This window comes from Roseateles sp. GW821-FHT02E12 (assembly GCF_059421665.1).
This window is the reverse complement of record NZ_JBWKVK010000004.1, coordinates 225,686-246,388: the sequence shown is the minus strand read 5'-3', so window position 1 is coordinate 246,388 and position 20,703 is coordinate 225,686. Positions and strand designations below refer to the sequence as shown.

1 protein-coding gene (running past one end of the window) is annotated in these 20,703 nt (G+C 68.0%); it reads right to left on the bottom strand.

Going from position 1 to position 20,703, the window contains the following annotated elements:
* Positions 1–9: 9 nt before the first annotated feature.
* Positions 10–20,703, bottom strand: partial view of an Ig-like domain-containing protein gene (locus tag AC07V5_RS24010; RefSeq protein ID WP_495118244.1) — the end only. 20,772 nt of this gene lie beyond the right edge of the window; the window shows 20,694 of its 41,466 coding nt (coding positions 20,773–41,466); its start codon lies off the right edge, out of view — the gene reads right to left on this strand; the stop codon is at positions 10–12.

Genomic DNA, 20,703 nt, shown 5'->3' with positions numbered 1-20,703 from the left:
CGTATTTGTTCACAGCGTCAATTTCCAGTTATTGGGCGCCGTCTGGCGCGATCCTGCAACCCAGTCATTCACCCATGTGCCACTGGCCAGCGGCGCGTTCAGGCCGAAGTCCAGCGCGCCACCGATCTTGACGACCGGCGCCGGTGCCGCAGTGCCATTCGCGGCGCCGTTCACCACCACCGGCACGGGTGCCGGCTGCAGGGCAGCCGCCTTGGCGGTGGGCTGGGCAGCCGACTCCGCTGCCGTGTTGGCGCTGGCCGCCACGGGTGCGGGCGCCGGTGCCTGCGACTGCTGCAGCACGATGAGCGCGTCGGTCGCGGTGACGCGGGTGTCGCGGTTCATGTCGGCAATGCGCACCGGGTCGATGAGGCGGTAGGCCGCAAAGCCGGTGTCGGTCTTGGCAGCAACGCGCTGGACCAGCGTGACGTCGGCTTGCGCCAGCCCGCGGCTGGCATCGGCGTCGCCCAGGTTGGCCACCACATGCAGGCCATCGTCACCGCGCAGCGTGCCGGCATTGCCGCTCATGTTGGCCAGGTGCAGCACCTCGGCCGCGCCGTAGCCGGCGGCCACGGGCACCGTTGCCTGCACGAGCACGATGTTGCGCAGTGCTGCATCTGGAATCGCACTGCCCAACGTGACCTGCACATGCAGCAGGCCCGGTTGCACGACGTTGCTGGTGATGCTGCTGCCGGCCGGCAGCCCGGCGGCCAGCGTGGCACCGGTCACCGTCAGCAGGGCCGGGTCGTAGCTGAGGTCGAAGCTCAGGATCTGGAAGCCCGTGCCACCCCTCAGGCTGACCGCGAAGGCGCCCAGCGCCGGGTCGTAGCTGGCGACCTGGCCCGGGCCGCGGGCGAACTCCTGCACCGCCAGCACGGCACCGCTGTAGGCGGCCACCGTGAAGCTGCGGCTGTAGGCGTCGCCGGTCGTGCCGTCGCCGTTGCCGTCCAGCCGCAGGCCGGCGAGGCTGACGAAGCCGTCTGCGCCTGGGTTGAGCGTCAGCGTGTAGTTGCCTGCGGCGAGCAGGCCGCCGGTCTGCACGAAGCTCAGGCCCCGGCCATCGGCATCGAAGACGATGCTGCCGGCCACGCGACCGCTCGGGCCGGTGAAGTCGACGTCAGGGACGAGATTGCCCGCACCGTACTGCTGGATGAGGCTGGCGTTGACGACCTGGTCGAAGTGCAGGTGGAAGCCGGTGTCGGTGGCCTGGAAGGCGTCGACATGCAGGGCCGGCGCAGCCTGCACGGTGATGTCGACCTGGCCAGTGGCCGTGGCCCCAAGGCCGTCGCCGACGATATAGGTGAAGCTCGTCGCGCCCGTGAAGCCAGCCGTGGGTGTGAAGCGCATGCGGCCATCGGCAAACACCTGCACCGTGCCTTGCGTGCCGGTCACGTTGACGGACTGGATGCTCAGCGGGTCGCCGTCGGGGTCGCTGTCGTTGGTCAGCAGGCCCGGTGCGGGAATGTCCAGCACCTGGCCGACCGTGACGGTGTAGCTGTCGTTGGCCGCCACCGGGGCGGCATTGCCGACGGTGATGCGCACGATGCCGGTGGCCTGGCCACCGAAGCCGTCGCTGACCTTGTAGCTGAACTGCGTGTTGCCGGTGAAGCCGGCCGTGGGCGTGAAGCGCATGCGGCCGTCGGCAAACACCTGCACCGTGCCCTGCGTGCCGGTGACGTCGATGGAGCTGATGCTCAGCGGGTCGCTGTCGGCATCGGTGTCGTTGGTCAGCAGGCCCGGAGCCGGGATGTCCAGCACCTGGCCGGCGTGCACGTTGTAGCTGTCGTCGTTGGCCACGGGCGCGGCGTTGGTGACGGAGATACGCACGATGCCGGTGGCCTGGCCGCCGAAGCCGTCGCTGACCTTGTAGCTGAACTGCGTGTTGCCCGTGAAGCCGGCCGTGGGCGTGAAGCGCATACGGCCGTCAGCAAAGACCTGCACCGTGCCCTGGGTGCCGGTGACGTCAATGGACTGGATGCTCAGCGGGTCGCTGTCGGCGTCGGTGTCATTGGCCAGCAGGCCCGGGGCCGGGATGTCGATGACCTGGCCAGGGCGCGTGGTGTAGCTGTCGTCCAGCGCCACCGGTGCCGAGTTGGCCACCGTGATGCGCACGATGCCAGTGGCCGTGCCACCGAGACCATCGCTGACCCGGTAGCTGAACTGCGTGTTGCCGGTGAAGCCCGCCGTGGGCGTGAAGCGCATGCGGCCATCGGCAAACACCTGCACCGTGCCCTGCGTGCCGGTCACGTCGATGGACTGGATGGTCAGCGCGTCGCCATCGGCGTCGGTGTCGTTGGTCAGCAGGCCCGGCGCCGGGATGTCAATGACCTGGCCGGGACGCGTGGTGTAGCTGTCGTCCACCGCCACCGGCGCGGCGTTGTCCACCGTGATACGGACGATGCCGGTCGACGTGCCGCCCAGGCCGTCGCTGACCTTGTAGCTGAACTGCGTGTTGCCGGTGAAGCCCGCCGTGGCCGTGAACCTCATGCGGCCATCGGCGAAGACCTGCACCGTGCCTTGCGTGCCGGTCACGTCGATGGACTGGATGGTCAGCGCGTCGGCGTCGGCGTCGGTGTCGTTGGTCAGCAGGCCCGGCGCAGGGATGTCCAGCACCTGGCCGCTGTGGACGTTGTAGCTGTCGTCGTTGGCCACGGGCGCGGCGTTGGTGACGGCAATGCGCACGATGCCGGTGGCCTGGCCACCCTGTCCGTCGCTCAGCTTGTAGCTGAACTGCGTGTTGCCGACGAAGCCTGTCATGGGCGTGAAGGTCATACGGCCATCCGCGAAGACCTGCACCGTGCCCTGCGTGCCGGTCACGTCGATGGACTGGACGGACAGCGTGCCGCCATCGGGGTCGCTGTCGTTGGCCAGCAGGCCTGGTGCCGCGATGTTGAGCACCTTTCCGGCGTGGACGGTGTAGCTGTCGTCCTGCGCCGTCGGTGCGCCATTGAAGGCCATGTGCAGCGAAAGCAGGCTCGGCGGATGGGCGCCGTCCTCGTCGGTGGGCGTGACGCTGACGGTGTAGTTGGCGGCCACGCCGGCATAGGTGTGGGTCAGGCTGCCCGGGTTGCCGGCCACTGTCTGGGTGTTGCCGTCACCCCAGTCGACGAAGAGCGAGCTGATGGTGTCGGTGCCGGGGTCGGTGACCGTGTAGGTGAAGGTGTACGCCTGGCCACCGGTGCCGTTGCCCACGCCGCCGACGGAACCCGGTGCCGTGAAGACCAGCGTGGGAGCGACGTCCTTGACGTTGATCTTGAAGCTTGCGTCGGCCGTGCGGTTGGGGTTGCCGCCGTCGCTGACGCGCACGAGGATGTCGATGCTGGCGTCGCCGTCGGCAGGCGTCCACTTGAAGAGGCCGGTGTTGGCGTCGAGCGTCGCGCCCACCGGGCCGCTGAGCAGCGTCCAGGTCTTGCCCGGGCCGTCGGGGTCGGTGGCGGTGAGCTGGACCTGGATCTGGCTGCCTTCGTTGACCTGCTGCACGGGCACGGGCGTGATGACCGGCGGATCGTTCACGTTGACGACCGTGAGGCTGAAGGTGGCCGTGGCCGAGGTCGCGACGTTGCCGGCGGTGCCGTCGGGGTCGCCGCCGTCCTTGACGCGCCAGGTGAAGCTGTCGGCACCGATGTAGCCGGCGGTTGGCGTGTAGACCCAGGCGCCGCCGGCGCCCTGCGTGATGCTGCCGTGCAGCGGGCCGGTGACGAGTTCGAAGTTCAGGTTGGCGCGCGCGGTCTCGACGTCGGTCGCGTCCAGCAGCAGGTTGAGGCTGCCGTTCTCGTTGACGTTGGCGGACTGGTTCAGCACCGCGGGTGCGGTGTTGACCGGCGTCACAGTGATGCTGACCTGGGCCGAGGAGACCCCGGTCTTGCCGTCGTCGACCTTGAAGATGAAGCTGTCCGGGCCGTTGTAGTTGGCGTCGGGCGTGTAGGTCAGTTGGTGGGTGACGGGGTCGATGGCCGACAGCGTGCCGTGCTGGACGTCGGTCGGGATGGAATAGCCCAGCGTGTCGCCGTCGGAATCGGTGGCGGTCAGTGTGATGACGAGGCTGCCGTTCTCGGCGAGGCTGACGGTGGCCGGTGCGGCCACGGGTGCGTGGTTGGTGGTGCGGTCGATGGTGAAGGTGCGCACGTAGTCGCCACCCGCGGTGCCGTTGGCATCGCCGTCCAGCGGGTTGCCGGCGGTGTCGAAGATGGCCTTGGTGCCAGACAGCGTCAGGCGGTACTTGCCTTCGGCCAGCACGCCGCCGAAGTTCAGCGTCAGCTTGGTTTCGGGGAAGGAATAGAACGGCGTGACCTTGACGATGACGTCGTCACCGGTATCGAAGCTGCCGTCGGCGCCAGCGCCGCGCAGCTCGTAGTTGGCCGGGCTGCGGGCGGACACGCCGTTGAGGGACTCGCTGAACTCGACCTGCACGGCCGAGAAGGCCAGTGCCGTCTTGCCGCCGTTGGCCGGCAGCTGCGAGATGCTGACGACCTGCGGGCCGGTGGTGTCGCCGGACGAGCCCTGGAACTCGTAGGCGCCGATGTCGTAGTAGACGAGGCCGGGCGTGGGTGTCCACAGCAGCGAGTTGGCGCTGGCGAGGCTGGACTGGCCGTCGTAGCCGGCCAGCACGTAGGCGGTGCCATTGCCCGCCGACACGCCGACGGTGGGCGTGAGCCCGGTGTTGCCGGCGCCGTAGTCGAAGCGGATCTTGCCGTCGGAGAACAGCGTCATCGCCACGTTGACGTCGGTCGTCGTGCCCTGCAGCTTGGCGGCCCAGCGCACGGTGATGCTGTTGGCCGTCTGGGTGACGAAGATGTCCTTGCCGGCGGGGCCGGTGTCGAGGTCGTCCCACAACGCCGCGATGCGGGCGTTGCTCAGCAGCACGTTGGTCGTGTTGGCGTTGCCGTAGTAGTAGGCCGAATCCGCGGTGTCGAACTGCACGAAGCCGTTCACGTTGACCCACATCTTGGTGTAGGTCTTGCCGTAAAACGTGAAGCTGAAGCCGAGGGCCTGCTCGAAGGCACCGTCGGAGGTGCGGAAGTTCTTGGCCGTGCCGCCGGCCGTGAAGAGGCTGGCGCCCTGGTCGGCCGGCACGAAGAGATCCCAGCCCGTGCCCTTGTTGGTCACGTCGGGGTCGTCGCGGCGGTCGCGGCCCTCGATGTCCTTGGGCGGCGACAGGTAGGCGTTGCCCGCGTCGATGGCCGGCGAGTAGGCATCGAGCTCGAAGTTGTCGTCGAAGCCGTTGCCGGTGGAGACGCCTTGCTCGCCCAGGATGTTGTCGGCGCCGTCGACGTCCAGCAGCAGCGGGTTGCCGGTCTGGGAGTTGGCGTCCTTGCCGCTGGCGGCCTGCCAGGCAGCCAGCGTGGCTTGCGTGGCACCGTTCCACAGGCCGATGTAGGCGTTGGCGGCCGGGCCGCGGTAGAGCAGGTTGTTGTTGCTCTGGAAGCCGGCCTGGCTGTTGGCATCCACGCTGATGCCGTAGCCGGCATCGACGCGCAGGATGTTGTTGACGAGCAGCACGTTGGAGGCGCTGCCGGTCAGGCGGATGCCCTCGCCCACGGTCTGCAGGATGGTGTTGTTGTAGAGGCCGTCACCGCTGTCGATGGTATGGCCGCCCTGCACTCTCACGCCCTGGTTGGTGTTGGCGTAGATGACGTTGTTGAAGAGGCGGCTGTAGCCGGTGTCGATGACGCCGACGGAGTTGCTGTAGATGCGGTTGCCTTCCAGCGTGCCGTCGTAGACCTGCACGCCGGTCGTGTTGGCATAGATGGAGTTGCCGCGCAGCGTGGTGCCGTACTGGCCGTCGACGCCATAGCCGTTGTGGTGGATGAGGTTGCCCTCGATCAGCAGGCTGCCGTAATAGAACTGGATGCCGTAGCTGGCCTGGTTGTAGACCTCGTTGCCACGCAGGACCGTGTTGGTACCCGAGTAGACATACATGCCGATCGAGCTGTTGTCATGGACCCTGTTGTCCACGGCCAGGTTGTTGGTGCCGGCGTAGAAGTAGAGGCCGGTCGCGTTGTTGCGGATGTCGTTGCCCTGGACGGTGTTGTTTGTGCCGCTTTCGATGTAGATGCCGCGCGCCGTGTTGTTGCGCAGCACGTTGTCGATGAAGAGGTTGCCGTCGTCGGTATTGCCGACCCAGATGCCGTCGTTCGCGTTGCTACTGACGTCGTTGGCGCGCAGCGTGTTGTTGTCGCTGTCGACGCCGTTGTCCAGCACGACACCATAGGCACCGCCCGTGATGTTGAGGTGGTCGATGGTGACGTTGTCGGCACCGGTGAAGTGGACGGTGTAGGCCGCGGTGTTGGTGTTGCCGCGGGTGATGGTGGCGGTGTGGCCGACTGCAGTCGGGCCGCTGATCTGCACGCCGGAGTCGCTCGCGTCCAGCGGCGCGTTCGTGTAGAGCCGGTAGTTGCCGGTGTCGACGTGGACGACGTCGCCGGCGTCCAGGTTGTAGGCGCGCAGCAGGGCCGCGAGGCTGGCCATCGGGTGGGCCGCGTCCTTGCCGCTGTTGAGGTTGTCGCCGATGGCCGTGCTGCGCTCGTCGCCGACGAGGCTGCCGTCGTTGATGAAGAACTCGGTGCCGCCGTTGGCGACCAGGAAGGGTTCGTTGGAATCGTCCTGCGCCGCAACGCTGCCGTCACCGTGCCGCAGCACGGCACGCACCAGTGCGGTGTTGCCGTTGGTGGTCTGGTCCGGTATCCAGCTGTAGTGGCCGTTGCCGAAGCGGTCCATGCCCAAGCCGGTGGCCAGCGTCTGCCAGCTGGCGCCGTTGTCCAGGCTGGTCTGCAGGTCGACAGTGGCTTGCAGGTCGGCCGCCGGCACGACGCGCAGCACCTCGATGCCGCTGATCTCGGCACCCCAGCCGCTGGTCTTGGTGATGAGGTCGAGGTCGATGCCATTGCCGCCGCTGGCGACGACGTTGAACTCGCGGATGACGGCCTTGTGGTTGGCCCCCGCGGCGCCGCGGATGTCGAAGTTGGCCTGGACGGTATTGCCGTTGAGCTTGATGTCGAACTGGCGGTAGCCCGGCTGGGTGTAGATGTAGTCCTCGGCAAAGTGCAGGCGCACGATGTACTGGCCATCGTCCACCGGCAGTTCGTAGCTCAGGCCTTGGCCGATGGTGCCGTTGGCGTAGACGGAGCTTTGGTAGACGGCGGTGGGCGCCGGGTTGGTCACGCCGGTGAGGTCCACCACATCGGTGTTGCTGGTGTAGCTGTAGCTCTGGGTCTGGTAGGCATTGCGCTGCCAGTAGCCGTTCAACGCGTCGCCCACGGGGCCGGCGTTGCCGGTGTTGATGAGCAGGGCCGGCTCGGTGACGTTGATGCCGGCCGTGTGCCAGTTGATGCCGGTGGCCGTGCCAACCTCGAGCTTGGCGTAGCCGTCCGGGCCGGTGACCTGGATCATCGGCACCGGGTTGTGCGTGGCCCCGGCGGTGTTGCCGTAGGCGCCCATGTCGATGCGGGCGCCGTTGTTGAGCGGCTCGCGGCTGTAGTCGAAGCTCGGGTCGCCGGCATCGACGCCGGCCGTGCCCACGGGCAGGTGGAAGTCGTCGTCCGTACCGGCATTGCCCTGCACGCGCTGCAGGCGGATGGCGTCGGCGCTGAACTTGCCGTAGGCGCCGGCGTCGCTGACGCGCACGGTCAACGTCGTGCCGCTGACGACGACGGTCGAGATCTCGCGCCACTTGGCGCTGTCGGCCGTGAAGTCGTTGGGCAGCGTGTTCTGGCCGGTCCGCTGGAAGCTGATCAGGTTGTCGGGGTCGATGAGGCCGTCGTAGATCTCGTACGGCGTGTTGCTCGCATAGCCGCCGTTGACGTTGTGGTTCCAGGTCGCGGCGATCTGGTAGGTGCCCGGCTGCAGGCCGGTGAAGGTGTAGGTGGCGTAGTTGGCGCCGGTGCCATAGAGGTTGCCGCCAGCCTCGCGGCGGTCGCCGGCATAGCCCGGCGAGTTGGTGGTGACGGTGGTGAAGCTGCCCGTCAGGCTGACGCCGATGTCGCCGTCGTCCAGGATGATCGAGTTGCCGATGGCCGCCTGCGACCAGCCGTAGGCGTTGTCGGCACCGTTGGCGTCGGTGAACTGCACCGGGGCGACCTGGCTGTGCACGTCGTTGCCGGTCTCGAAGCGCCAGGTCAGCAGGTTGGTGAAGTCGACGCCTTCCCAGTTCATGCCCAGGAAGTCCAGCGGGTTGCTGCCGCCGAAGAGGTTGTAGTCGCTGTCGAAGCCGCGTTCGGCGTTCGCCGGCACGTAGATGGCCGTGCCGCCGGTCAGGTCGAAGATGTTGTTGCGCAGCCTGACGTTGGTGGCATTGGCCTCGACTTCGATCGCACGGCCGCCGGTCTGGCGGATGGTGTTGTTGTAGAAGCCTTGCAGGTCGTTGCCGCTGCGGCCGCCGCCGATGCGTGCGGCGGTGGTGTTGGCCCAGAAGAGGTTGTTGCGGATCAGGTCGGAGCCGCCGTCGTGCAGGCCGGTGGTGTTGCTGTAGATGCGGTTGCCGGTGATGTTGCTGCTGGACGATTCGATACCCAGGGTGTTGCCGAACACCTGGTTGTCGAGGATCTCGGCGCTGCCGGCATTGATGCCGGTGGTGTTCTGGCGCAGCACGTTGTGCTCGCCGCGGGCGCTGTAGAGGTACAGGCCGGTGCCGGATTCCCAGACCTCGTTGTTGCGCGCCACGCCCTCGTAATAGACCTGGATGCCCGTGCTGGCACCGTGCACGCGGTTGCCGCTGACGACGGGCGCGTCGTTGGCCTCGTCGCCGGCGGAGTAGGTGTAGATGCCGGTGGACTGGCTGTAGACCTCGTTGTTGAGGATCTGCAGCCGCGTCGTGTACTGGCCGTAGATGCCGGTGCCGCCGTTGTCGTGCACGGTGTTGCCGGTGACGAGGCCGTCGTCGACGTTCTGCCCGACCCAGATGCCGCCCGAGGTGTTGCCGGTGACTTCCAGGTTCCTCAGCACGAAGCGGTGGGAGCCGCTGTTGTCGCCGATGACGATGCCGTACTGCCCGCCGCTGAGCTTGAGGTTCTCGATCGTCACGTCGGTGGCGCCGGCGACGTTGATGGCGTATTGGCTGCCGTTGGTGTTGCCGCGGTTGAGTTCGCTGACGCCATGCAGCGCGCCAACGATGTGCACGCCGGAGTCCTTGGCCGTCAACGTGAAGTTGGTGATGAGGTTGTAGCGGCCGCTGTCGACGAAGACGGTGTCGCCCGCGCCGAGGTCGTAGGCGCGCAGCAGGGCCGACAGGCTGGCCATCGGGTGGGCCGCATCCTTGCCGCTGTTGGCGTTGTCGCCGACGGCGGTCGTGTACTCGTCGTTGGCGACCGAGCCGTCGTTGACGTAGTAGACCTTGCCGCCGTTGGCGATCAGGAAGGGCTCGTCGGACGTGTCGATGGCGGCCGTGCTGCCGTCGCCGTGCACGGCGATGGCGCGGATCAGCGCCGTATTGCCGCTGGTGGCGAAATCAGGCGTCCAGGTCGTGCGGCCGTTGCCGAAACGGTCCATCGAGAGCCCGTTGGCGATGTTGGTCCACGACAGGCCGTTGTCCAGGCTGACTTGCAGGTTGACCTTGGCCGCCGCATCGCCGCCAGCGACGACGCGCTGGACCTCGATGCCACTGATCTCGGCGCCCCAGCCGCTGGTCTTGGTGATGAGGTCGAGGTTGATGCCCGTGCCACCGCTGGCCGTGACGGTGTATTCCTTGACGACGGCCTTGTGGTTGGCGCCCGCGGCGGCGCGGATGTCGAAGTTGGTCTCGACGGTCGTGCCGCCCAGCTTGATGTCGAACTGGCGGTAGCCCGGCTGGGTGTAGATGTAGTCCTCGGCGAAGTGCAGGCGGATGACGTAGCTGCCGTCCGCAACCGGCAACGCATAGCTCAGGCCCTGGCCAATGGTGCCGTTGGCGTAGACGGAGCTCTGGTAGACGGCCGTGGGCGCCGGGTTGGTCACGCCAGTCAGGTCCACCGCGTCGGTGTTGCTGGTGTAGCTGTAGCTCTGGGTCTGGTAGGCGTTGCGCTGCCAGTTGCCCAGCTCGCCGCCGGCCACGGGGCCGGCATTGCCGGCGTTGATGGCCAGCACGGGTTCGGTGGGCAGCAGGCCGGCCGTGTGCCACTCGATGGTGGCGGGCTCGCCGACGGTCAGCTTGGCGTAGCCGGTGGGGCCGTTGACCTGGATCATCGGCGCGGGGCTCTGCGTTGCGCCCACGGTGTTGCCGTAGGCGCCCTGGTCGATACGGGCGCCGTTGTTCAGCGGCTCGATGAAGTACGGTGAGGTAGGGTCGCCGCCGTCCACGCCGGGCGAGCCGGCCAGCAGGTGGAAGTCGTCGTCCGCGCCGCTGTCACCGGCGATGCGCTGCACGCGGATGGCGTCGGCAACGATCTTGCCGTAGGACGCCGCGTCGCTGACACGCACGGTCAGCGTGTTGCCGGTGATGACGATGGTGGCCAGGTCGCGCCAGTTGGCGCCGCCCGCCGCGTAATCGGCCGGCAGCGTGGCCTGGTTGGTGCGCATGTTGCGCAACAGGTTGGCGGCCGTGGCCGTGCCGTCGTAGAAGTAGTACGGCGCATTGCCGGTGTTGCCGGAGGTGCTGTTCCAGGTGGCTGCAACGACATAGGTGCCGGGCTGCAGGCCGGTGAAGGTGTAGGTGGCTTCGTTGCTGCCGGTGCCGTACTGGTTGCCGTTGGCCTCGCGGCGGTCAGCGCCATAGCCCGGCGTGCCGGTCGTGACGGTCGCCCAGCTGCCGGAGAAGCTGACGCCGGCATCGCCGTCGTCCAGCACGATTGCGCTGCCGATGGCCGTGGCATCCCAGCCGAAGCGGTTGTCAGCGCCGTTCTCGTCGACATAGCTGGGGGCGGCGACGCGGCTGTGCACGTCGTAGCCGGTCTCGTAGACCCAGTCGGGGCGGCTCGCGAAGTCGCGGCCTTCCCAGCGGGTCAGGATGGCGCCGCCCTGCTGCCTGAACAGGTTGTAGTCGCTGGCGTAGCCGGACTCGCTGTTCGGGTTGACCGCGATGCCGGTCGCGCCGGCGCGCAGGTCGAGGATGTTGTTGATGATGCGGGCGTTGCTGGCGTTCTCGACGAGAACAGCCGTGCCACCGCTTTGCACGATGGTGTTGTTGGTAACGCCTTGCTGCTCGTTGCCGGTGTAGCCGCCGGCCATGCGCACGCCGGTGGTGTTGTCCCAGATCAGGTTGTTGGTCAGCAGCGCGCTGCCGTTGATGTTGACGCCCAGCGAGTTGTCGTAGACGCGGTTGCTGCTGGCAACCAGGCTGGAGATGGTCAGGCCGGTGGTGTTGGCGTAGAGGGTGTTGCCCGTGACCGAGACGCTGGACGCGTCGATACCGGTGGTGTTGCCCCAGGCCGTGTTGCCGCTGACGTCGTAGTTGCTGTAGGCGCCGATGCCGGTGCTGGCGGCCCAGACGATGTTGTTCTTGATCCAGCCTTCGTAGTACTGCTGGATGCCGGTGCTGACATCGTGCACCTGGTTGCCGATGATGGTCGCACCGTCGCTGGCCTCGTCGCCCGCCGAGTAGGTGTAGATGCCGGTGCTCTGGTTGTAGACCTCGTTGCCGCTGATGAGCAGGCGGGTCGTGTACTGGCCGTAGATGCCGGTGTTGTTGCCGTTGTCGTGGACGATGTTGTTGAGGACCTTGCCGTCGTCGACGTTCTGGCCGACCCAGATGCCGCCCGAGCTGTTGCCCAGGATTTCGCTGTTGCTCAGCACGAAGCGGTGGGCCGTCGAGTTGTCGCCGACGACGAAGCCGTACTGGCCGCCGGTCAGCGTCACGCGGTCCAGCGTCACGTCCGTCGCGCCGGTACCCAGGATGAAGGCGTACTGGCCGCTGTTGGTGTTGCCGCGGTTCAGAATGGAGGCGTGGCCGACCGCGCCGCGGATGACGACGCCGCTGTCTTGTGCGTCGACGAGCAGGTTGGTCGACGAGTTGTAGAGGCCGGTATCGATGAGGATGAGGTCACCCGGCTTGAAGTCGTAGGCGTTCAGCAGGGCCTGCAGGGAGGCCTTGGGCTTGGACGCGCTGCGGCCGTCGTTGGCGTCGTCGCCGATGGCCGTCGTGTACTCGTCGCCGGTGGTCGAGCTGTCGTTGACGTAGAAGACGGTGACGGTGGAGGCGAGGTGGAAGGTCGCGTCCGACCGGTCGTTGACGGCCGGCTGGGTGGCGGAGCTGACGCGCAGGTAGTAGTCGCCGCCCGGGAACTGGCCGGTGGCCGGCGTCCAGTCGTAGATGCCGTCGTTGGCCTCGCCCGCGGCCAGGGACTGCCAGGTGATGCCGTCCAGGCTGAGGTCGAGGTTGACGTTGCCGGTGAAGCCGTCCGAGCGCCAGCGCACGGTGAACTTCTCGCCTTCGGCCACGGTTTCGCCGCCGTTGGGCGTCATGACGCGCACGTAGACGGCCGGGCTGAGCGAGGCGTAGATGGTGTCGCCATCCGAACCGATGTTGACGTAGCCACCGCGCGGAGCGGGCTCCTGGGCAAAGGGTTGGTCCAGCGCGCCGCGGTCGATGCCGGGGCTGTCCTGGGCGTCGTTGGTCAGCGTGCCGGTCAGCAGCGTGGGCAGGCCGCCCGCGCCGACGACGGGCGCCAGCGACGCACCGTGGAAGCTGCCCTGCGTGCTCTGCAGGTGGAAGTCGTCGTCGCGGCCATCGCTGGCCACGCTGAAGTAGCCGAGCTTGGCATCGGCGCCGTCGATGTCGACGAACAACGGGTTGGTGGCCTGGCTGTCCAGGTCCTGGAAGTTGGCCTGGCGCCAGGCGGTCAGCGTCGGGCGCTGCGTGCCCTGCCAGATGCCGACGGCACCCTGGAAGATGTTGAAGTTGGACGTGAAGCCGATCTGGGAATTCGAGTCGACGTTGAGGGCCACGCCCCCAGCACCGGCCCACAGGATGTTGTCGACGAACTTGGCGCTGCTGGCCGAGCCGTACAGCTGAATGGCGTCGCCCGTGGTCTGGTAGACCGTGTTGCCGATGACCTGGGGCGCGCTGCCGTTGAGCTGCACGCCGACCAGGTTGTTGGCATAGGTCAGGTTGCTGCGCAGGACGCTGTTGCCCTGGCTGTAGATGCCCACGCCGTTGCTGTAGACGGTGTTGCCCGCGGCCGTGGCGCTGGACAGCCACAGGCCGTAGCCCGTGTTGTTGGCGAAGTTGACGTTGTTGTAGATGCGGTTGTTCGTGGCCGTGCCGCTGTACATGTACAGGCCGTTGGCATTGCCGTAGATGACGTTCTCTCGCGCCTCGCCGCCGCTCATGCCGATGCCGTAGTTGCCGGCGCCCAGGTTGCCGCTGGCCACGTTGCCCTGCACCAGCGCATTGCCGCTGAAGGTGGCGCCGCCGTTGACGTTGTTCAGGAAGCGGTTGCCCAGGCCCGAGCCGATGGCGCCGCCCACCAGGGCCTGCGTGCTGCCACCGATGTTGTCTACCAGGCCGGTGCTGCTGTTGCCCTGGAAGAGGTTGCCCTGGATACGCGTGGCGCCGGGGTAGTAGAGGTAGGCGCCGTAGCCGGTGTTGTCGATCAGCTGCGAGTTGGTCAGGAAGCCGAGGCTGGTGTCGGCAAAGAGGCCGCCGTAGCCACGGTTGTGCGTGGAGGTGAGCTTATCGATGCCGCCCAGCGTGCCGGAGACATACAGGCCGGTCTGGCCGTTGTCGTGCACGTTGAGGCCCGTCCAGGTCGCCAGCGGTGCATTGATCTGGCTGCCGTAGATGCCTTCGTTCACATGGCCGAAGGCCTCGATGTTGTCCAGCTCCACGGCCTCCGCGCCGCCGGTGATCAGCAACCCTCGGTTGGCATCACGCAGCTGCAGGTTGCTGACGGTGACGAAGTCGGTGTCGGACAGGTCCAGCAGCGCCCAGGTGCGCTCGTTGGGCACGATGGGGAACAGCGACGCGGTGTGGCCGGCCTGGGTCGGGCCGGTCATGACGAAGCCCTCGTCGATGCCGAAGCCGCGCGTGGCGGTGCCCGACAGCGTCAGCGATTCCAGGAAGGCGTAGTTGCCGGTGTCGACGTAGAGCGTCGCGCCGGCCTGCAGGTCGTAGGCGCGGAACAGGTTGGTGAGGTTGGGCTTGGCCGAGCCGGCCGACTTGCCGGTATTGCGGTTGTCGCCAGCGGCGGTGGCGTACTCGTCACCGGTGGTGGAGCCGTCGTTGACCCAGTAGGTCAGCCCGTCCTCGGGCACCGTGAAGGTTTCCTGACTGCGGTCCAGCACGGCCGCGTTCGTCACCAGGCTGATCTGGATGCGCAGGCCGTGGGTGTTGTAGTCGATGCCGCTGTTGCCCGGGATCCAGGTGAACTGGCCGGAGTCCGGCGTCGCGCTGACGACGTTGGCAACCCACTTCGGGCCGTCCGCCGTGTCCTGGTAGACGTCGATGCGCACCGGCGAGTCGTCGGCGTTGCCGAAGGTCTCCCAGGTGATGTTCAACGGCTTGAACTTTTCCCAGTCGATGTAGAGGTCGGGGCTGCGCAGGTTGATGCGCGGCGAACCCGTCAGCGGCACGTCGGTGGCGGCATGGCCGTAGCCGCCGATGTCGCTGGCCTGGTTCTCGGTGATCTTGTAGAGGAAGGCCTGGTCGAAATAGCCGTCGGCGTTGCCGCCAGTGAGGCGGTTGGTCTTGTAGACGTATTCCACCGAGCGCGTGCCGAACGGCACCTCGGCGCGTTGGCCGACGAGCTCCCAACGGTTGGTCGTGCCGCTGGCCTTGGCCGAGGCCGTTGCGATGACGTCGCCCACGGCGTTGCGGAAGGTCAGCTGCACCTCGCCGCTGTCCACCGGGCTTTCGATGCCCATGCGGATGCGGCCGCCGAACAGCAGCTCGATGTCCTGGCTGTCGGCCTGCGCGGCCGTGATGCCGAGCTGCGCCAGCGTGAAGGTCTGGCGCGCGAAGCCACCGGCCACACTGCCGGCGAAATAGAAGTTGCTGCCCTCGTAGGACTGGGTTGCATTGGCGGCCGGCGTGTAGGCCTGCGAGCCGGCGTTGACGTCCCAGCCGGTCAGGCCGGCCTCGAAGCCGGCGTTGGCGATGAGGTTCTGGTCGGCAGGGTTGCGGCCGTTGTCCACCAGCACATTGCCCATGTCGATGCCGGGCGAGCTGAAGCGCTGCAGCGCCACCGGCTCACGCAGGCGGAAGTCGTCGCCCAGCAGGCTGACGAACTCGGGCTGCGCCCAGGTCGGGTTGACGACCGTGGCGCCGATGGAGTGCAGGTCGAACTTGGCGATGTCGGCCTGCCAGTCGACGATGTCGGTGAAGTCCTTGGTCCAGAAGCCGACCTTGCCGGTGCCGGAGGCGAACAGGTTGTTGTAGTCCGAGTAGAAGCCGTAGCGGCTGTCGTTGGCCACGAACAGGTCGTAGCCGCCCATGGCCCACATCAGGTTGTTCTGCACCTCGACTTCGGTGCTGCCGCCTTCCGAGCGCAGGTTGTCGCCGGTGACGGCGTAGAAGGTGTTGTTGAACACCCGCACGTCGCTCTTGCCGTTGATCTCGATGCCGACCTGCGTGTTGCGATAGAACAGGTTGTGCAGGATGCGCTGCTCGTTGGCCGCGTTGATCGCGGTCCAGTTGGCCGAGAAGCGGTTGAACTGGATGGTGCCGGTGAAGGCATTCACGCCGGTGGTGTTGGCCTCGATGAGGTTGGCGTGCTCCAGCGTCTCGCCGCCGATCTGGCCGGCGCCGGTGACGCCCACCGTGTTGCCGCGCACGACCTGGCCTTGCATCAGCGCGCCGCTCAGCAGCTGCACGCCGGTGGCATTGGTCTCGAAGGTGTTGGGGCGGTCGACGGACGCACCGACCCAGCCCAGGGCCGCATTGCCCGTCAGGCTGCTCTTCAGTCCGACGGTGGCGCCGCTGACAGTGTTGCCGGCCAGTTGGTTGGCCGCCGCGTAGTTGATGCCCAGCGCGCCGCCCTGGACGCGGTTGGTCTCGATGAGGCCCGTGAACGTGGCCAGCAGATCGAGGCCGGTTGCGGTGCCGGTGGCAACCAAGGTGTTGCCCGCGATGCGGCCGCTGGCCGCGGAGCCGCTGACGATGCGCAGCGCGGCCGTACTGCCGCTGATGGCGTTGTCGCGGATCTGCACGCCGGTGGCGCTGTCCAGCAGCAGGCCGACGGCGCCCGAGATGGTGTTGAAGCGCAGGCTGGTGTCCTGCACGCCGGCGGCAATGCTGACGCCGCCGCTGAACTTGTTGCCGAACAAGCGGGCGCCTTGGCCCCCCGCCACGCTGACCGCGCCGGTCACGCTGGAGTCGCTGACGCCGGCGTCGTTGCCATTGATCGTCAGCGTGGACTGCAGCTTGAGGTTCTGCAGCGTCACGCCTGAGCCGTTGACCGTCACGGCGCCGGTGATGGCACTGCCGGCCGCGCCCCAGATCGTCACGCCGGCATCCAGCGCCGACACCGTGAAGCCACCCAGGCTGCCGTTGACGACGATGACGTCGCCCGCCCCCAGGGTCTGCGCGTCGAGGATGTTCTGTACCGTGTTGCCACTGGTGGCCGTGAACACACGGCTGACCGGTGCCGCATCGGCACGCACGAGGATTTCAGGAGACCCGACGCTGGCATCCGCCCAGGCCAGCACGGCCTTGCCGCTGCCGTCCACCGCGAGCGCGAGCTGCTGGGGCTCGCCACCGGTCTGGCTGATACCGCTGCCGGCGCCTACGCCACTGGCCTGGCCTGGCAACACTTCCTCGAAGTGCTGCGTCGTGGCATTCCATTGGCGCTCGAACAGGCTGCTGGCCGCGTCGGCCAATGGGGTGTTGACCCACACCAGGCGCAGCGACGTACCGCCGGCCGCGAGCTGCGGCAGGCCGGGTCGGCTCTGGTCCTTGATGACGTCGCGCACGGTGACGCCACCGGCGCCGAGCTGGGCCGTGACGACAGTGGCGCCCTGGTCGGCCCAGGCCTGCCAGGCAACGAAGAGGCTGCCGCCAAAGTAGGCGACGCTGGGTTGGGCGTGCCAGGTCGTGTCGAGGCCGAGGGCCGCCTTGACCACCGCGCCACCGCTGACGCCCGTGCCGGTGTTGGAGCCGGCCAGGCCCGCCCAGGTGCCCGTGCTCGGCGTGCCGCCGGGCGTGAACTCGGTGACGTAGACCTGGCGCAGCGTGCCGCCGGTCTGCACGGCCGAGTAGGCAATGGCAACCTTGTTGCCGCTGGCCGTGACGCTGAAGTCGCGCAACTCGGTGCCCGTGGCCAGGCCGTTGGCCGCTTGCGTGCCCAGCGTGACCCAGCTGCCGCCGGTGTAGATCTTGGCGAACAACTCGGGGTTGGCTGCCGTGCCGCCGGTGAAGACGAGGACCGGGCCGTTGTTGGTAGCCACCAGCTTGGCCTGCAGGGCCGTGCCGGTGCCGGTCGCGTTGCCCAGGCTCACCCAGGCGCTGCCGTCCCAGCGCCTGACGACGATGTCGTGGCTGCCGTTGGCCAGCGTCTCCGTCCAGGCGACGATGGGCGCACCTGTGCCGTCAACCATCAGCGTCGGCTTGGCGGATGCCGCCGAGGTGCTGGCCGACACGCCGCCCTGCGCGGCACTGCCACCCAGCATGACCCACTGCGTGCCGTCATGCTTGGCCACGTAGATCTCGAGATTGCCGTTGCGGCTGTCGCTCCAGGCAACGTAGCGTTCGCCGCTGGCGCCCACCGCGACGGCCGGGTCTTGCGACAGGCCGATATCGCCGGCCAGGCCACGCAGGGCCGCGGAGTCTGCCGAGCTGCCGTTCAGGTCGGCCCAGCGGCCGCTGCCCACGACGCCATCCGGCAGCGTGCCGGCCGCGCGCGGGCTGGTGTCGTCCACCGGCACGACGGCAGGCGCCGGCGTGGCGGTGACGGTGCCGGTGAAGGCCGAGTCGTCGCCCGCGCCGCCGAAGTCGATCAGGTTGGTCGTGCCGCCACCTGTTTCGGGCACGGCCATGCCGGCGTTGCCCTCGATGAGGTCGTCGCCGCCTTCGCCGAAGAGCAGGTCGTTGCCGCCCTGGCCATAGAGCTTGTCGCGGCCCGAGCCGGGCTCGTTGCCGTTGCTGCCGAAGTCGCCGTAGAGGTAGTCGGCCGCCGTGTCGTCGCCGCTGCCGCTGACCGAGTGGCCGTAGAGCGCGTCGTTGCCGGCGCCGCCCGTCATCAGGTCGGCACCCGCGCCGCCTTCGAGCAGGTCGTCGCCCTCCCCGCCTTCCATGATGTCGGCACCCGTGCCGCCGTTCAGCGAGTCGTTGCCGGCCAGGCCTTGCAGGCGGTCCTCGCCGTCGCCGCCCAGCAGCGTGTCGTCGCCGTCGTTGGAGCCGACGAGCAGGTCGTTGCCCGCGCCGCCGTCGATGCTGCCGCCCTGGCCATAGCCCTGGTTGAGTTCGTCGTCGCCGGCCTCGCCGAAGAGGCGGTCGGCACCGAAGCCACCGTCGACGATGTCTTCGCCGCCGTTGCCGTGCAACTCGTCGTCGCCCTGCTCTCCGTAGATGCGGTCGCTGGCGCTGTCGTCGGCCGGGCCGTTGGGGCCATGGCCCAGGATGAGGTCGTTGCCGCGGCCGCCGTAGAGGGTGTCCTTGCCGCTGTTGCCGTAGATCGTGTCGTCGCCCGAGCCACCGTCGACGAAGTCGTCGCCCGCACCAGCGTCGACGCTGTCGGCGCCGCCCAGCGCCCAGATCTGGTCGTTGCCGTCGCCACCCAGGATGGTGTCGCCCTGGGCGCCGCCGTCGTCGCTGCCGTAGATGCGGTCATTGCCGGTGCCGCCGTCCAGCGTGCCGCCCGCGCCGCTGCCGGCGTCGATGAAGTCGTCGCCGCCGGAGCCGGCGATGTTGTCGACGCCAGCGCCACCGTAGAGGTCGTCGGCGCCGGAGCCCCCGTTGAGGTTGTCGTTGCCGCCGCGGCCGTAGACCGTCCAGCCCTGGGACTGGGCGGAGACGTCGAGGACGTCGTCCTGGTCGTCACCTGCGAGTTCAGGCCGGTCGCCCGTCACCGTGCCGCCAATCGTGGCCACGCCGCCAGCCGCATCAGCGCTGTGATAGTCGACGTTCAGGAACAGGCGGTCACCCGCCGTCACCGTGCCGTTGATCGTCAGGTCATCGCCCGCCGCGAGCGTCACGCTCCTGCCGGCCTGCACCGTGCGGCCGGCACCGATGATGATGTCCTCGCCACTGGCCTGGCTGTCGCGCGAGGCCAGGCGCACCTGGCCGGCACTGCTGATGATGCTGCCCACATACAGCGCCTGCACGACCTCGGTCAGCTGCACGCCGGTGTTGCCGCTGGCCGTGACGAAGCCGCCGGCCGCGCTGAAGCGGCTGTCGATCTCGACGTCGTTGTAGTAGCTGCCGATGCTGCCGCTGACGGTCAGCGTGAGGTTGTTGCCCTCGATGTCGGCGGCCAGGTCGGACAGGTCGTCCAGCAAGTCGCCCGCCAGCACCTTGAGCTCGACGTCGGCACTGGTGGAGCGCACGCGGTCGAGGTTGAGGTCGCCAGTGACCTCGGTCATGTAGATGGAGCCATCCGCCAGCGCCCAGACATTGCCGTGGCTGGGGCGCGAGGAGTCGATCTCGAGCGCATTCGCGCCGCTGCCGATACCGCCACCGCCGGCCGTCAGGCGCAGGTTGATGCCCAGCACGTCGGCTGCCGCATCGCTGCCGATCTCCTGGATGCCACCCTGGGCGGCGGAGATGGTGACGTCGTTGTTGTCCGCCTGCACCTGCGCCAGCAGCACGCTGCCGCCCGTGGAGGTGATGCTGATCGGGCCGGCCAGGGCCAGCACGAGCCGGGGCAGCGTGATGTCGCCGCCGGCCAGCATGGTGATGCTGTCACCCGCCGTGACGAGGTTGTTCGGGAAGGCGTTGATGCGCGTGCCGGCCATGCCGCCGGTCACGTTGGAGATCGTGCCCTGGGTGGCCGTGATGCTCACGTCGCTGCCCGCGATGACGTGGTCGACCTGCACCGACCCGTTGGAGCTGGTGATGCTCACGTCGGCGTACTGGGACCAGATCGATGCCGGCGCCAGCACCTGCTGGCCGGCCTGGATGCCGACGTTGCCGGAGGCCTGGACGATGCGCGGCAGCGTGATGTCGCGGCCCGCCGTCAGCTGCGCCGCGCCACCCGCGGTCAGCAGGTTGTCGGTGTAGAGGGCGATCCAGGTGTGGGCGTAGGCAGCCAGCACGTGGGAGATGTCCAGCGCGGCCGTCACCGTGGCGTTGCCACCGGCGATCAGGTGGTCGGCGTAGACGGAGTTGTCCAGGCTCTGCACCGACAGATTGCCGGTACCGGTCTGCACGGTGCTGGGCAGCGTGACGTCGCCATTGCTGCGGATGGTGGCGTTGGCGCCTGCAATCCAGGTGTTGCGCTGGAACAGGTCCATGCGCTGCGAAGGCGTCTGGGCGATGACGGACAGGTCCGTGCCCGCATCGAGCTTGCCGATGGAGGTCGTGGACGAGATCGCCGTGTTGCCGGTGCCGAAGTAGCCGACGGGGAAGTCGACGATGGCATTGCCGGCCTGGTCGGGGCGGAAGTGGCGGATCCAGTTCGTCGTGCCCAGGTCAGTGCCGGTGCTGACCTGGTCGATGTTGACCTGGACCTGGTAAGTCGGCGGCACGCCGTTGACGGTGACCTGCTTCTTGGCTTCGCGCAGCAGCAGGTTCAGCTCGCCACCCGCCGACATATTGCCGAGGCTGAGCGTGAAGTTGCCGGCCGCCGGGTCGCGCAGCAGGCCGCGGATGCCAAGGAAGGTGCTGCCGCCAGAGGTGCTGGTCAGCGTCGCGTCCTTGCCGGCGCT